The organism is Enterococcus sp. 4E1_DIV0656 (assembly GCF_002140695.1).
Classification (GTDB): Bacteria; Bacillota; Bacilli; order Lactobacillales; family Enterococcaceae; genus Enterococcus_D; species Enterococcus_D entomosocium.
In genome coordinates, this window is record NZ_NGLF01000001.1 from 540,878 (window position 1) to 555,819 (window position 14,942).

11 protein-coding genes are annotated in these 14,942 nt (G+C 44.6%); 8 read left to right on the plus strand and 3 right to left on the minus strand.

The window, feature by feature from the left end:
* Positions 1–42: 42 nt before the first annotated feature.
* Positions 43–861 carry a Cof-type HAD-IIB family hydrolase gene (locus A5882_RS02520; RefSeq protein ID WP_016621934.1) on the minus strand — a complete coding sequence of 273 codons (819 nt, stop codon included), beginning with the start codon at positions 859–861 and terminating at the stop codon, positions 43–45.
* A gap of 391 nt (positions 862–1,252) precedes the next feature.
* Between A5882_RS02520 and A5882_RS02530 the strand changes: the two genes are divergently transcribed.
* The 7 genes from A5882_RS02530 (at position 1,253) to A5882_RS02560 (ending at position 9,266) form a co-directional block, all read left to right on the plus strand.
* A complete protein-coding gene (locus A5882_RS02530; protein ID WP_008379338.1) occupies positions 1,253–2,659 on the plus strand; it encodes a TrkH family potassium uptake protein in 1,407 nt (468 codons plus the stop codon).
* 198 nt (positions 2,660–2,857) lie between these two features.
* Positions 2,858–4,207, plus strand: a complete 1,350-nt coding sequence (locus A5882_RS02535; protein WP_042890677.1) for a Mur ligase family protein — start codon at positions 2,858–2,860, stop codon at positions 4,205–4,207.
* Entirely contained in the window at positions 4,200–4,871 is a 672-nt protein-coding gene (locus tag A5882_RS02540; protein WP_086372386.1) for a type 1 glutamine amidotransferase, read from the plus strand. The genes A5882_RS02535 and A5882_RS02540 overlap by 8 nt, the downstream gene beginning before the upstream one ends.
* Before the next feature lie 187 nt (positions 4,872–5,058).
* Positions 5,059–6,651 (plus strand): alpha-glucoside-specific PTS transporter subunit IIBC, encoded by a 1,593-nt coding sequence (locus tag A5882_RS02545; RefSeq protein WP_016621936.1) that lies wholly within the window; start codon positions 5,059–5,061, stop codon positions 6,649–6,651.
* 13 nt (positions 6,652–6,664) lie between these two features.
* Positions 6,665–7,996: a 6-phospho-alpha-glucosidase gene (locus A5882_RS02550; protein ID WP_086372387.1), complete on the plus strand. Its 1,332-nt coding sequence runs from the start codon at positions 6,665–6,667 to the stop codon at positions 7,994–7,996.
* A gap of 63 nt (positions 7,997–8,059) precedes the next feature.
* A complete protein-coding gene (locus A5882_RS02555; RefSeq protein WP_016621937.1) occupies positions 8,060–8,833 on the plus strand; it encodes a MurR/RpiR family transcriptional regulator in 774 nt (257 codons plus the stop codon).
* Positions 8,826–9,266: a hypothetical protein gene (locus A5882_RS02560; protein WP_016621938.1), complete on the plus strand. Its 441-nt coding sequence runs from the start codon at positions 8,826–8,828 to the stop codon at positions 9,264–9,266. The genes A5882_RS02555 and A5882_RS02560 overlap by 8 nt, the downstream gene beginning before the upstream one ends.
* Positions 9,267–9,321: 55 nt before the next feature.
* Here A5882_RS02560 and A5882_RS02565 read toward each other — a convergent pair whose 3' ends face one another.
* Both A5882_RS02565 and A5882_RS02570 read right to left on the minus strand, forming a co-directional pair.
* Positions 9,322–10,152, minus strand: coding sequence for an endonuclease/exonuclease/phosphatase family protein (locus tag A5882_RS02565; protein ID WP_005233544.1), 831 nt, complete (start codon positions 10,150–10,152; stop codon positions 9,322–9,324).
* Positions 10,153–10,245: 93 nt separating this feature from the next.
* Positions 10,246–12,420: a PTS transporter subunit IIBC gene (locus A5882_RS02570; protein ID WP_016621940.1), complete on the minus strand. Its 2,175-nt coding sequence runs from the start codon at positions 12,418–12,420 to the stop codon at positions 10,246–10,248.
* A gap of 251 nt (positions 12,421–12,671) precedes the next feature.
* On the opposite strand from A5882_RS02570, the gene A5882_RS02575 reads away from it, so the two are divergent.
* On the plus strand, positions 12,672–14,936 hold the full coding sequence (locus tag A5882_RS02575; protein WP_016621941.1) for a glycoside hydrolase family 65 protein: 2,265 nt from the start codon (positions 12,672–12,674) through the stop codon (positions 14,934–14,936).
* Positions 14,937–14,942 lie beyond the last annotated feature (6 nt).

Genomic DNA, 14,942 nt, shown 5'->3' on the forward strand with positions numbered 1-14,942 from the left:
TGATCGGAATACTTACCTATTTTTAAGAATCTTAAAGAACGCCTAGACTATCGGGAACAGCTGATCCAATGTGACTAATACTCCATCCTCATCATTTGAGGGACAGACAGCGGTGGCAACGGCTTTGACGTTTTCTGGCGCATTGTCCATCGCATAGCCTCTCTGGCAATAGGCTAACATTTCCAAATCATTGCCGCCATCGCCAAAAGCGACACATTGCTCAGGAGTGATCCCCCATCGCTCTACCAAGCGTGCCAATCCTGATGCTTTGTGGCAGTTAGGCACGATCAGATCCACGGAACCATGCCCACTGCCTGTTGGCACTAGCAAACCAGCTAGTTCTTTTTGAAATAGTTCCGAATAATAGGCCGTTTTTTCGACAGGAACGGTTGGGGCAAATTTCAGGATCGTGTCCTCTACTTGGGCAAAGTCATCGACCCATTGCAATTTGTGGTAATACTTATTTGTTAATTCAAAAAAAGCATCACTGACCGTTCCCCGTTCACAATAAGCACTATTGAGCCCACACATTACATTTTTAACTTCGGAGTATTTTTTACATAAATCTAAGGTTGCGAAAACCGTTTCTCGGGGAATGTCCGCTGCAAAAAGCACTGTTTCTTTGTCTTTGACAAGTGCTCCGTTTTCTGCAACAAAACTCAGCTCGTGATCATAGCCGGGAAATTGAGCCCGCAACTGGTAATACTGATTGCCGCTGGCAACGACAAACTGACAGCCGACTGCTTTCATGCGGGCCAACACGACCTTGAAGCGGGGAACATCATACGTATAATCCGTGCGCATAAAGGTTCCATCCATATCGACAGCTACTAACTTGATATCATAAGGGTTGGCATTCATCTACTTCTCTCCATTCTGGCTTTCTTTATTAAAGAAAGCGTTTTTCTCACATTATTATTTTAACATGTATATACAACTTCCGCATCCTTTTTCTTGCTAAAAAATCGATTGAAGGGATAGTGCCTCTCAAAAAAGAGACTACTGCTTTACACCATTCAATCGTGCCTACCTTTTCAAAAATCCTTACAATGATTGAAGATCATTCAAAGGCAGACCATCGCTGCCAAACACAAGGATTGATTGGCGGCTCCTTTGCCCGAATGAAAAGAATCACTCCAGAAACGTTTCCTTGCGCAATTTCTGCCCCACATAAATTCTATCCTGCTTTCTTTCAAATCTACTTGGTTCTTTGGTATACTGGGGATAGTTTAATTAGTGAGGGGTTTTTGTTATGAACTTTACCCGCTTTGCTCGCTTGACGCAGCGCAGGAGCAAGACGTTTATTTCCCAGAATGTATCTTCAATCCAAGTGATTGTTTTTTATTATATCGTGATGACGGTGGTCTCTTTGGGGCTTTTTTCACTTCCCTTCTTTCGGGAACCGGGCTCTCATGTCGCGTTTATCGATCTGTTCTTTATGGCGGTCAGCACGGTCAGTGTCACAGGGTTGACTACCTTCCCGATCAATGACGTATTTAACGACCGCGGGGTCATTTTATTGGAAGTCCTCTTTCAAGTTGGTGGTTTAGGGATCATGATGATCTCGACCTTTTTTGCGATCGTTTCACGGCGCAAAATCAGTTTAAAGCAACGCCAATTGATCATGACAGATATGAACCAGCCAAAGCTTAGCGGGATCGTTCGGATGATTCGAACGACGTTTACCATCATTTTAGTTTGTCAGTTGGTAGCAGGTACGATCTTCGCTGTTTATTTTCATCTTTACGGGTATTATGACAATTGGCGTGACGCGATCTTTTATGGGTTTTATCAAGCGATCTCTGCTGTGACCAACTCAGGGTTTGATGTGACGGGCAATTCCATCTTGCCGTTTTCCCATGATTATTTCTTCCTGACGTGTATCATGATTTTGATTTTTATCGGGGGGATCGGATTTCCAGTGATCATGGACTTTCGGGAATGGGTCCTTTTTAAAATGAAAAAACAACGCCGCCGCTTGCCGTTTCGCTTTTCTTTATTCACAAAAATTGCTGTTTTGGCTTTCGTGATCCTCTTTGTCGGCGGTACATTAGCGATCTTTTTCCTTGAGAAAGATTATTTATTCAAAGATTACAGCTTTAGTGGTATGTGGATGAACAGCATGTTTTATTCCATGACAACGCGGAATGCTGGCCTGCAGATCCATGACTTAGGCAACTTCCAAACCACGACGTTGATCGTTTTCTCCTTGCTGATGTTTATTGGTTGTAGTCCCAGCTCTGTTGGTGGGGGGATTCGGACGACGACCATTGCCATCATTGGGCTGTACCTCTATGCCTTCTTGAAAAGTGAGGACAATATCAATATCTTCGGTCGCCGGATCGATCAAGATGACGTCCGTAAATCAGTGGTGGTCTTCATGCTTTCGATGGGCATGTGCTTCTTTTGTGTCTTATTCTTGACCGCCATCGAGGATATCCCTTTGATCGCCATCATTGTTGAAGTTTCCTCGGCCTTTGGAACCACAGGGCTTTCTTTAGGAATCACGGGCGATTTATCAACCATCGGCAAACTCGTGATTGCTCTTTTGATGTTTATCGGCCGTGTCGGTATGCTGTACACCTTGATGTTATTCGTACCAAAAGAAACACGTGACTTAGGCTACGAGTACCCAACGGAAAAAATCATTATCGGTTAAAGCAGCAGCAAACCTGGCAGAAGGTTTGCTGTTTTGCTTTTCAAGCCTTTGATCATCGCAAGTAAAAGAGCCATTTATCAGAATGGTCTTTGTAGAAATTTAAAGAATCGCAAAAGCAATTTAACCTTTTTCTTGGTATATGGTATGATAAATTGAATTTGCACAACGAAAGCATTCGCTCTAATGGAGGGTTACATTATGGGAATACGAAGTCATCTGGCTGTTTCAGTCGGTAAGACCTCTCAATGGGTATTAAAGAACTTTTTCAAAGGTGGCTCAAGCCTGCCTGGTAAATTAGCATTAAAAGTTGATCCACATATATTAGATCATTTGGCGAAAGATTACCAAGTCGTCGTGATCACAGGCACCAACGGCAAAACATTGACGACTGCCTTGACTGTCAATATTTTGCGCCAAGAATTTGATGAAGTATTAACGAACCCCACCGGCGCCAATATGGTCCAAGGGATCGTTTCAACCTTTCTATCGGCACGCCCTAAAAAAGGCAAAAAATTTGCGGTTTTAGAAATCGATGAAGCCAGTCTCAGCAAAGTAACGAAGTACATCAAACCGGAATTGTTCGTTTTCACCAATATTTTCCGCGATCAAATGGACCGTTATGGCGAGATCTATACGACCTATAAAATGATCGTTGAAGGTGCCGCAAACTCACCGGAAGCAACGATCCTCTGCAATGGGGATTCGCCACTGTTCAATTCGGTGGCAACTGTCAATCCGCGGAAATACTATGGATTTGATCATTTGCCAGATGAAGAGCAGATGGCCCATTACAATACGGATGGCGTGTTGTGTCCTGAGTGTCATCACATTTTGCATTATAAAATGATCACCTATGCCAATCTTGGGAAATACTACTGCCCAAATTGCGGCTTCCATCGACCAGAATTGGATTATAAACTGACGGAAATGACTGCAATGGACAACACCTCTGCTGCTTTTGTGATCGATGGCAATGACTATCGCATCGAAGTTGGTGGGATGTACAATGTCTACAATGCGCTGGCGGCAACTGCGGTTGCGGAATATTATGGCGTAGCACCTGCAAAAATCAAATCTGGTTTGGCCTATGACGAAAAAGTCTTTGGCCGCCAAGAAGTGATCCGCATCGGGGACAAAGAATGTACGTTAGTTTTAGTTAAAAACCCTGTTGGTTTGAACCAAGTCATCGATATGATCAGCCTGTCGCCCTATCCTTTCTCACTAGTCAGCTTGTTGAATGCCAACTACGCAGATGGGATCGACGTCAGCTGGATTTGGGATGGCGACCATGAAGCGTTTGCCGATATGGGGATTCCTCAAGTGGTCGCTGGTGGTGATCGTCACAAAGATATGGCGTTGCGGTTAAAAGTTGCGGGGATCCCTGAAGAGAAAATCATTGAAACCCCTGAACTTGATGACGTCATCAAGCAAATTGCAGACTTACCAACAGAAAAAGTCTATATTTTAGCGACTTACACTGCAGTCCTGCAGCTACGCAAAAAGCTTGCGGAAAAAGGCTATATCAAAGGAGGAATGAGTCGTGACTAAGTATCAACTGGATGTTGCCCACTTGTATGGAAATCTTTTGAATACTTACGGCGATAACGGCAATCTCTTGATGTTGCGCTACGTGGCCGAAAAACTAGGCGTGACCTTCAACGCAGAAGTCGTCAGCATTCACGAGCCCTTCGATCCTGAAAAATATGATCTCGTCTTCTTCGGTGGCGGACAAGATTTTGAACAAGTGATCGTTTCACAAGATATCCAATCAAAAAAAGAAGCCCTGACCAGCTATATCGAAAATGATGGCGTGATGCTGGCAATTTGCGGCGGCTATCAATTGCTGGGTCATTACTACATCGGTGCCAACGGCGAGAAAATCAAGGGGATCGGTGCCTTGGATCATTACACCTTAAGCCAAGAAAACAACCGTTTCATCGGTGACATCGTGATCCACAATGAAGAATTCGATGAGACCTATTATGGCTTTGAAAACCATAATGGCCGTACTTTCTTAGGTAAAGGGGAAAAACCATTGGGGAAAGTCATCCAAGGACAAGGAAACAATGGCGAAGACCAAACCGAAGGCGTGGTTTACCGCAATGTGTTCGGCTCTTACTTCCACGGACCGCTTCTCGCAAGAAATGAGCATTTGGCAGAGCGCTTGATCCGCACCGCCCTTGCCAATCGTTATGGCAACGTCGAAATTTAAATACACGTACTTAGCAAACAAACCTGTTTTTCGCAGGTTTGTTTTTTTATGGGAAATTTCCCCGCAGTTGCTACCTTTTCTCTTTGTTTGCTTCTACGTTCCTATGCCACCTCGCTTTATTGTAACCGCTATCTTTCTTTTCTATACTGAGGTTGTAGTAAAAATTGAAAGGAGATGTTAAGAAATTATGATGGAAAAAGTTCAGCGGTTTGGCGGTGCGATGTTTACCCCGGTCCTCTTGTTTTCATTTTCGGGGATCATGGTCGCGCTGTGTATTATCTTTAAAAATCCGATGCTTGTGGGGAGCATCGCCACTGAAGGCTCTACTTGGTTCAACATTTGGACGATTATTGAAAACGGTGCATGGACGGTCTTCAACCAAATGGAATTACTATTTGTTATTGGATTACCGATCGGTCTCGCAAAAAAAGCCAATGCGCGAGCGGCAATGGAAGCCTTTGTCGTCTATATTACTTGTAATTATTTTATTTCTGGCATGATCGAATACTTTGGTCACTTCTTCGGTGTCAACTTTGCAGCTGATCCCGGCGGTGAGAGTGGCTTGAAAATGATCGCCGGCATCAAAACATTAGATACTGGTATTATCGGAGCAATTTTTATTTCGGCGATCGTCGTCTATCTTCACAACAAGTTTTTCGATACGAAGCTGCCTGATTTTCTCGGAATCTTCCAAGGCTCTTCCTTTGTCGTGATCCTTGGATTCTTTTTGATGTTGCCAGTCGCTTTCTTGATTGCATTGATTTGGCCGAAAGTCCAAGCTGGCATTGGGTCCATGCAAGGGTTTCTAGCAAGTGCTGGGGTCTTTGGGGTCTGGCTCTATACTTTCTTAGAGCGAATATTGATCCCCACAGGTCTCCATCATTTCGTGTATACCCCCTTTGTTTTTGGTCCTGCTGTCGTCGAAGAAGGAATCTCCAAATACTGGATGGCACATTTACAAGAATTTGCCCAATCCACCAGACCATTGAAAGAGCTTTTCCCTGAAGGGGGCTTTGCTTTACATGGCAATTCTAAGATCTTTGCTGCACCGGGGATCGCTGCTGCTTTTTATTTCACAGCCAAGCCTGAGAATAAAAAGAAAGTCTTAGCGATTTTGATCCCTGCCACTTTAACTGCCGTTTTAGCTGGTATCACTGAGCCATTGGAATTTACCTTCCTCTTTATCTCACCACCCCTCTTTGCGGTGCACGCTGTTTTAGCAGCGACCATGGCGGCAACGATGTTTGCCTTCGGGGTCGTTGGAGATATGGGGGGCGGCTTGATCGATCTGTTAGCGAAGGTCTGGATTCCGCTATTTCAAAATCATCGCAGTATGATCTTCACGCAGTTGGTGATTGGGTTAGCCTTTACTGCGCTTTATTTCCTTGTTTTCCGCTTCTTGATCCTCAAATTTAAGTTAGCCACACCAGGACGGGAAGAAAACAATAGCGAAGTCAAACTATACACCAAAAAAGATTACAAAGAAAAACAAGCCAACACTGGAACTCCAGTGATTGCTGGTGCCAATCGCTACACCGAACAAGCCGCAGTCTACTTAGAAGGGTTTGGCGGTCGCGACAACATTGATAAAGTCACTAATTGTGCTACTCGCCTAAGAATCACCGTTAAAGATCAAGACCAAGTGCTGCCAGATGACATCTTTAAAAGTGCTGGTGCCCATGGTGTTGTTCGCAACGGCAACGCCTTCCAAGTGATCGTTGGTCTGGATGTGCCACAAGTGAGAGAACAATTCGAAAAATTATTAGCTGTATCAGACTAAGGAGGAAACAAAAATGAAAAAATTTTCAATCGTGATCGCTGGAGGCGGCAGTACCTTTACCCCTGGAATCGTCTTGATGCTTTTAGAACACTTGGATCGTTTCCCGATTCGCCAAATCAAGTTTTACGACAATTTGGAAGAACGACAAGAAAAAGTGGCACAAGCTTGCGAGATTTTATTGAAAGAACGCGCACCCGAAATCAGATTTTTAGCAACCACTGATCCCGAAACCGCGTTTCAGGATGTCGATTTTGTGATGGCGCATATCCGAGTTGGCTTGTATGCGATGCGCGAAAAGGATGAAAAAATCCCTTTGAAATATGGTGTGGTCGGCCAAGAAACTTGTGGTCCTGGCGGGATCGCTTATGGGATGCGTTCTATCGGCGGTGTATTGGAGTTAGTCGATTATATGGAAAAATATTCCCCTGATGCGTGGATGTTGAATTATTCCAATCCTGCAGCGATCGTCGCAGAAGCGACTCGTAAATTGCGCCCTGATGCTAAGATCATTAATATTTGTGATATGCCAGTGGGAATCGAAGAACGGATGGCGCAAGCGATCGGTTTAGCTTCTCGCAAAGAATTGGTCGTTCGCTATTATGGCTTGAATCATTTTGGCTGGTGGACAGATATACGAGACAAAGCTGGCAATGACTTGCTGCCGCAGATCCAAGCGCATGTAGCAAAATACGGCTATTCATTGCCAGAAGAAATCGAAGCGAGCCAACATGCTGATGCCAGCTGGATGCACACCTTTGCCAAAGCAAAAGAAGTGTACGAGGTTGATCCATCCACTTTGCCAAATACCTACTTGAAGTATTACTTTTTCCCTCAAGATGAAGTGGCGCACACCAACCCATCTTTTACACGGGCAAATGAAGTCATGGCTGGCCGCGAAAAACACGTCTTTGGTGAATGCCAACGCATCGTAGAGAACCAGACAGCGACTGACACCACGCTTGAAGTGGATGAACACGCCAGCTACATTGTTGACCTTGCACGAGCGATTGCTTATAACACGCAAGAACGAATGCTGTTGATCGTGCCTAACGAAGGAGCGATCGTCAACTTTGATGAACAGGCAATGGTGGAAGTGCCTTGTATCGTCGGCAGTAACGGGGCAGAACCAATCACACAAGGCAAGATCCCTCGCTTCCAAAAAGGATTGATGGAACAACAAGTCGCCGTAGAAAAATTAGTCGTGGAAGCTTGGGCAGAGGGTTCTTACCAGAAGCTGTGGCAAGCACTGATTCTTTCAAAAGTGGTCCCAAATGCCCGTGTAGCCAAAGAATTACTCGATGAATTGATCGAAGCAAATCAAGCCTTTTGGCCAGAATTACACTAGCCAGCGTTCTTCGCCTCCCCTCCTGGCTTTTCAGCTATACTTAATCAATAAGGAGGGGTTTTTGTGAAATTACAGTATTTGATTCAACAGCACCAAGCAGAGTTAAGTGAACTTGATCGTGGCATTCTGAACTATATTCTTTCCCACGGCGATACCGTTCTATCTATGGGGATCGTCGAGCTATCCGAGCAGGTTCACGTCTCAAAGTCATCTATTTTACGGTTGACGAAAAAACTTGGTTTTTCTGGCTATTCCGAGTTCAAATATTTTCTACGGCATCAGCAAGAACAGGCAACAACGATTTCGCAGCAAAAAACGATTTTTGAAAAGCAACAAGAGGATATTTTCGCCACCCTAAACTATGTAAAAACAGTAGACTTAGCTGCCCTCAACCGCTTGTTTGACCGCAGCAAAACCATCTACTGCTACCCAACTGGGTTCTCCCAAAAGAAAGCACTGGAGGAGTTTTCCAAAATGATGCTTTCTATGGAAAAACGAGTGATCGTATTGCCGAACAAAACGGAATTTGATATGGTCATGCCGATGATCACTGCCGAAGATTGTGTGATCATCGCCTCACTCAGCGGCGAAACAGAAAACGTCAAAGAGAATCTGACGACTTTTGCGATTCGTCAGATTCCCGTTTTGACATTGAGTGCGCCAGGAGATAATTATTTTGCTCGCCATTCAACGTTTCACCTGACCTATTATTGCGATTTTTTTCAAATCGGTCGCAAGAAAATCCCTAGCCAGTCTTTGATCGGACTGAGCTGCTTGATTGATTATTTGATCCGTTCCTACGGACTATTCACTTTACAGGAGGGCAACCATGACTAAACGAAAATGGGCGTTTCCATTGATTTTACTGAGTTATTGGCTTTTGATCGCCGGTGCTTACTATCTTTATCTTTCCTTGACTGCCTTCAACCATGGGATGACCTTTGCCCAGTACCTCAACTCGCAACCGTTAGCCGCTTTAGGGGTCTTGTTAAGTAGTCTCCTTTTGCTGCAAGGGGCTTGCCTGTACTTTATTCAACGGTTTTCCATGAGTAAAAAAGGCCTTTTGGGACAGTATTTATTCCTGATCTTCTTCCAACAGTTGCTGACAGCGAATGTCATCGGCGCAGGACTCGTCTTTTTTACAAGAAGAAGTCTTTCGAGTCAGGAGGAAACCGCAACTTGGGGCGAAAAGAGTTTTACCTATGGGGCATTAGCATTCATTCTTTTATTGAGTTTATTCTTTTTCCTCCTTGTTCGATCAGCGATTTAACTTCCCCAAAAAGAAAAGCAGTGCCGGTTGGCACTGCTTTTTGCTGTCGCTCATGTTAGTTTGGATCTGTTTTTGAAGCAAAAACCACTTTGATTCCAAAGTGATCGCTGACGATTGGAGTACGCGTTCCGTCAAAAACGACTTCATATTCCGTTGCTTGCAGGTCTTTTGATGCAAAAACATAATCGATCCGCAACGCTTCTCGATTGTCTTGCCAGCCATCAATGGCTTTAACGACAGAGGCTTCCCCGGTCGTTTCAGCAGCCGTTAAAAAGCTGTCTTGCAGCTGTAAGGAGCTGTCAAGGACCAGTTGATGCCCAGAACTGGCCGCATCGTTGTTGAAATCTCCTAGAATCAATAAGGTATCTGCCCGTTCTGCTAAAAATGCTTCTGTCTGTTGCCACTCGTAGGCAAATTTACCGTCTTGCCACCAAGAAAAGTGACAGCTAACGACTTGTACGATCTGCCCATCGGCTTCAGTCACGCCGCTCAGGTTTTTGCGCGTGGTATGATCCCAGACATCCGTGGCTTGTGAAGCAAGATATTCTTTGGCAATGATGGGCTGTTTGGACAATAAGGCATTGCCTTCGTGGTAAATGTCATAGCCTACGTGACTGTAGGTCCATGACCAATAGTAGTCACAGTCTAACAGTTGCAGTTCTTCCACTAGGCGTAAAGCAAAATTGTCCTCCTTGATTTCCACCAGCGTATCTGTCGGGCAATAAAGCCCATCAGGAACGATGGTTTGAGCAGCGATCGTTTGGTTGACTTCTTGCAAGGCGATGATGTCATAGTCGCCTGTTGCAATCTCTTGTGCGATCATTTTGCATTTTTCTAGCTGATTTTCTTCTAACCAGCTATGGGTGTTCAATGTTAATACCTTCATGAATAAGGCTCCTTCTCTCGGTTTGCTTGTACGATTCCTTTTAAAAATAAAAGAGAGCGGGTCAACAAAAGAGTCGACCCGCTTGTCATTTTATTATAGTTTTACGATTCCAACAACTGCGGCTGCTTGTTGCTTGCCGATTTGGGTCAATTCAAAGGAATCGATTTGATCGCTGTTGGTCAACACTACAACGATGGTGGTGTCTTTGCCAGCAGCACTTACTGCAGCGAGATCCATCTCCGCTAACTTGTCACCGACCGCCACTTGTTGTCCTTCAGTGACAGCTACCGTAAAGGGTGCACCGTTTAAGTCAACGGTATCTAAGCCCATGTGAACCAATACTTCGATGCCTTCATCAGAAAGCAAGCCGATCGCATGTTTCGTTGGGAAGATGTTGGTGACTTTCCCGCTGATTGGTGCGACAACTGTCGTCTGCTCTGGACGTATACCATAACCGTCACCCATCATTTTTTCCGCAAACACTTGGTCTTTGACAGAGGTGATCGGCATCACTTCTCCAGTGGCAACGGCAGCTAGTTCAGCTGTCACGCCTTGGCTTTGATGGGTAGTGGTTTCAGCTGGTGCTTGACTAGCAGTCGGTTCGGGAATCGTGACACCAGAATCTAAGATATCTTGAATGTCTGATTTTAAGACATCTGCTTTCGGTCCATAGACTGCTTGCACACCGTTGTCTTTTACGATCAAGCCTAAAGCCCCTGCGGCTTTCCACGCTTTTTCATCGCCGACCGCTTCTCGATTTTTCACAGAGACCCGTAAACGAGTCATACATGCATCAACGTCGGCGATATTTTCACGTCCACCTAATAAATGAATGATTTTCACGACTTGTGAATCTGGGTTCAAGTTGCCATCCGCCGAAGCAGTTGCTGGCGCATCGCTGGCCCCTTCTGTTTCATAGTTGCCGTTTCTACCTGGTGTTGCAAAGTTGAATTTTTTGATCAAGAAGTTTGCCAAGAAATACATCCCGACACCAAAGACGATGGTCACTAACACAAAGTTGATCAAATCTTGTCCTAAGCCGGCATTGATCGCCATTGGGGTACGGGTCAACAACTCGATATTCCCAAAAGAATGGACCCGTAAGTTGACGATATCCGCCATCGCAAATGCCGCCCCTTGTACGACTGCATAAACGATGTAAAGCGGTACGGCAGCAAACATAAACATGAACTCCAACGGTTCTGTTACCCCTGTCAAGAAGACAGCGATGGCAGCTGATAAATACATAGAGGTATATTTGTGCCGTTTGTCCGCATCGACATTGCGGTACATGGCATAAGACAAGCCCATCAAGATCCCAGATGAACCAATCATTTGTCCAACTTTAAAGCGGGCAGGAACAAAGTTTTCCAATAAAAATTGATATTGTGACGTATCTCCAGCATTGCGCATATTCACTAGATCTGTTGCCCAAGCAAGCCATAATGGGTCTTGTCCAAAGACTTGGGTGCCGGCTTGTGCCCCAGAAAGAATTGTGTAGGTTCCACCTAATTCGGTGTAATTGATCGGGATCGTCAACATATGATGCAGCCCGAATGGTAAGAGCAGCCGCTCCAAGGTTCCAAACAAGAAAGGTGCTAAAACGGGCGCACTTTCTTGTGATTGCGCGATCCATAAACCGAAGTTGTTGATACCGGCTTGAATGTAAGGCCAAACGATTGATAACACTAATGCGACGACTACTGAACGGGCAATCACCACGAAAGGGACGAAGCGTTTGCCGTTAAAGAAGGAAAGCGCATCCGGTAATTTGCGGAAATTATAGTATTTGTTGTAAGCTGTTGCCCCCACAAAACCGGCGATGATCCCGACAAAGACGCCCATGTTCAAAGCAGGTGCTTCTAATACACTAGTAAAGAAACCGTCGATCATGATCTTTGTCCCAAACAACGTATGGGTAAAGGCGCCTTCTTCGGTTAACATCGCGCTCGTCACGCCAAAGATCGAACCAGTGATCCGATTGATCAAAATAAAGGCGATCCCGGCAGCAAATGCCCCACCAGCTCGCTCTTTAGCCCAACTACCACCAATAGCTAATGCAAATAATAAATGCAAGTTACCAATAATTGCCCAACCAATGTTTTCAATGACGCCTCCTGTGGTGATCAAGAATGCCCAGTCGGCATTGATCATTGGGATCGTTTTCCCAATACTGATCATCAAACCAGCGGCTGGCATAACAGCGACAACCACCATTAGCGCTTTTCCGAATTTTTGCCAAAATTCGAAGCTCAATAATTTTTTCATCTTCCTTCTTCCTTCCCTGAATCGATTTACGCAATCGGTTTCTTAATGATTTCATTCTAACGGAGAAAAAAGATTTTGTAAACCCAGAAATATCAAAAGGTATTCTATTCGCTTTTTCGCCTTTATCTAACTGAATCTTTCCTTCTCGATGTTTCCTAATAGGAAATTCTTTAAACGCAACAACTTTCACTTGACGATGCAATCGTTTGCGCTTATGATAGAGATATCAAAAAGATTCTGGAGGGACTTTCATGAAAAAAATCCAACGATTGTTCGAGATCGATCCATGGAAAATCGCGACATCTACCTTAGATAAAGAAAATCGTCGACTGCAAGAGTCGCTAACAAGCATCGGGAATGGCTACATGGGAATGCGCGGCAACTTTGAAGAACAATACAGCGGCGATCATCACTTAGGTACCTATATCGCAGGTGTCTGGTACCCAGACAAAACCCGTGTTGGCTGGTGGAAAAACGGCTATCCTGACTATTTTGGCAAAGTGATCAATGCGGTCAACTTTATTGCAATGGATCTATTTATCAATGACCAATTAGTCGACTTAGCAAAAATCAGCCCAAGTGATTTCCATTTAGAACTAGACATGGAAACTGGGATTTTACGCCGCAACTATACTGTGACTTTAGCAGGTGCAACGGTTAAATTCTCTTTTGAACGCTTCTTGAGCATCGTAAAACGTGAACTTGCCCTCATTAAGATGGATGCTGAGATCATTGAAGGCGACGCTGAGATCAAAGTCATTTCTAAACTAGATAACAACGTCCATAACGAAGACAGCAACTACGACGAACGTTTCTGGGAAGAATTGGCTCATGGCCAAACCGAAACCTTCCATTACTTGACGACTCGGACCGTAGAAAATAATTTTGACATTGAACGCTTTACTGTCACTTCTGCTATGCGTCATAGCCAAACACCGATTGATTCCGTGAAAAGCGAACTTTGCGTCGCTGATACCTTTGCCTTTTCTGGGGCAGCCGGTGACACCTTCTCATTGATCAAAGAAGTCTTGATCGTTACGAGTCGTGATGTTCCCGCTCATGATCATCCAGCAAAAGTCACCGAATTAGGCACTTTATACAAAGCAGATTATGATGCGTTGCGTGCAGAACAAGTCGCTGCTTGGAAAGCCCGCTGGGATTTAGCCGATGTGATCATTGAAGGCGATGCTGCGGCGCAACAAGGGATTCGTTTCAACCTGTTCCAATTGTTTTCAACCTATTATGGCGAAGACGAGCGCTTGAACATTGGACCGAAAGGCTTTACTGGTGAAAAATATGGCGGTGCGACTTACTGGGATACCGAAGCCTATGCAGTCCCATTGTATTTGGCATTAGCAAAACCAGAAGTGACCCGCAACTTGTTGAAATACCGTCACAACCAATTGCCGCAAGCCCATATCAATGCGCAAAAACAAGGCTTAGCAGGTGCCCTTTACCCAATGGTGACCTTCACTGGGATCGAATGCCACAATGAGTGGGAGATCACTTTCGAAGAAATTCACCGAAACGGTGCCATCGCTTATGCCATCTACAACTATACGAATTATACTGGCGATACAAGTTACCTGAAAAAAGAAGGATTAGAAGTGTTAAGCGCGATTTCACGTTTCTGGGCAGATCGTGTCCACTATTCAAAACGTCAGCAAAAATACATGATCCATGGCGTCACTGGACCAAACGAATACGAAAACAATATCAATAACAACTGGTACACCAATAAAATGGCTACTTGGGTCTTAGCTTATACCTTAGCCAGCTATGAAGCCTTCAAAGACGAAGCGACTGTCACGATCTCTGACGAAGAGCAAGCCAAATGGCAAGACATCATCGACAATATGTACTTCCCAGAAGACCAAGAGCTTGGAGTCTTCGTCCAGCATGATACCTTCTTAGACAAAGACTTGATGCCCGTTTCCGATCTTGATCCAAAACATTTGCCGTTGAACCAAAATTGGTCGTGGGATCATATCTTGCGCTCTTGCTTTATCAAGCAAGCCGATGTTTTGCAAGGGATCTACTTCTTCGGCGATCAATTCAGCAAAGAAGAAAAACAACGGAACTTTGATTTCTATGAGCCGATGACAGTGCATGAATCTTCCCTTTCTCCAAGTATCCATGCGATTTTAGCAGCGGAATTAGGCATGGAAGAAAAAGCGTTGGAAATGTATGAGCGGACTGCTCGTCTTGATTTGGACAATTACAACAATGATACCGATGATGGCTTGCACATCACTTCTATGACCGGCAGCTGGTTAGCGATCGTTCAAGGCTTTGCTCAAATGAAAACCGATCACGACCACTTAGGGTTTGCGCCATTCTTACCTAAAACGTGGAGCCGCTATGCCTTCCACATCAACTATCGTGGACGTCTGCTCTTTGTTTCCGTCAATGAGTCGACGGTGACTTTGAAAAAAATCAGCGGTGAGGCATTGCCAATCAAGGTGTATGGCAAAGACTATGTTTTAGAAGACGAAATCAGTACAGCGATTAGCTAAACAAGC

Bases quoted from the DNA above. Each gene is read 5' to 3' on its own strand.
- A5882_RS02550 (WP_086372387.1), top strand. From the start codon at position 6,665: ATGAAAAAATTTTCAATCGTGATCGCTGGAGGCGGCAGTACCTTTACC.
- A5882_RS02535 (WP_042890677.1), top strand. From the start codon at position 2,858: ATGGGAATACGAAGTCATCTGGCTGTTTCAGTCGGTAAGACCTCTCAA.
- A5882_RS02545 (WP_016621936.1), top strand. From the start codon at position 5,059: ATGATGGAAAAAGTTCAGCGGTTTGGCGGTGCGATGTTTACCCCGGTC.
- A5882_RS02530 (WP_008379338.1), top strand. From the start codon at position 1,253: ATGAACTTTACCCGCTTTGCTCGCTTGACGCAGCGCAGGAGCAAGACG.
- A5882_RS02520 (WP_016621934.1), bottom strand. From the start codon at position 861: ATGAATGCCAACCCTTATGATATCAAGTTAGTAGCTGTCGATATGGAT.
- A5882_RS02565 (WP_005233544.1), bottom strand. From the start codon at position 10,152: ATGAAGGTATTAACATTGAACACCCATAGCTGGTTAGAAGAAAATCAG.
- A5882_RS02560 (WP_016621938.1), top strand. From the start codon at position 8,826: ATGACTAAACGAAAATGGGCGTTTCCATTGATTTTACTGAGTTATTGG.
- A5882_RS02570 (WP_016621940.1), bottom strand. From the start codon at position 12,420: ATGAAAAAATTATTGAGCTTCGAATTTTGGCAAAAATTCGGAAAAGCG.
- A5882_RS02575 (WP_016621941.1), top strand. From the start codon at position 12,672: ATGAAAAAAATCCAACGATTGTTCGAGATCGATCCATGGAAAATCGCG.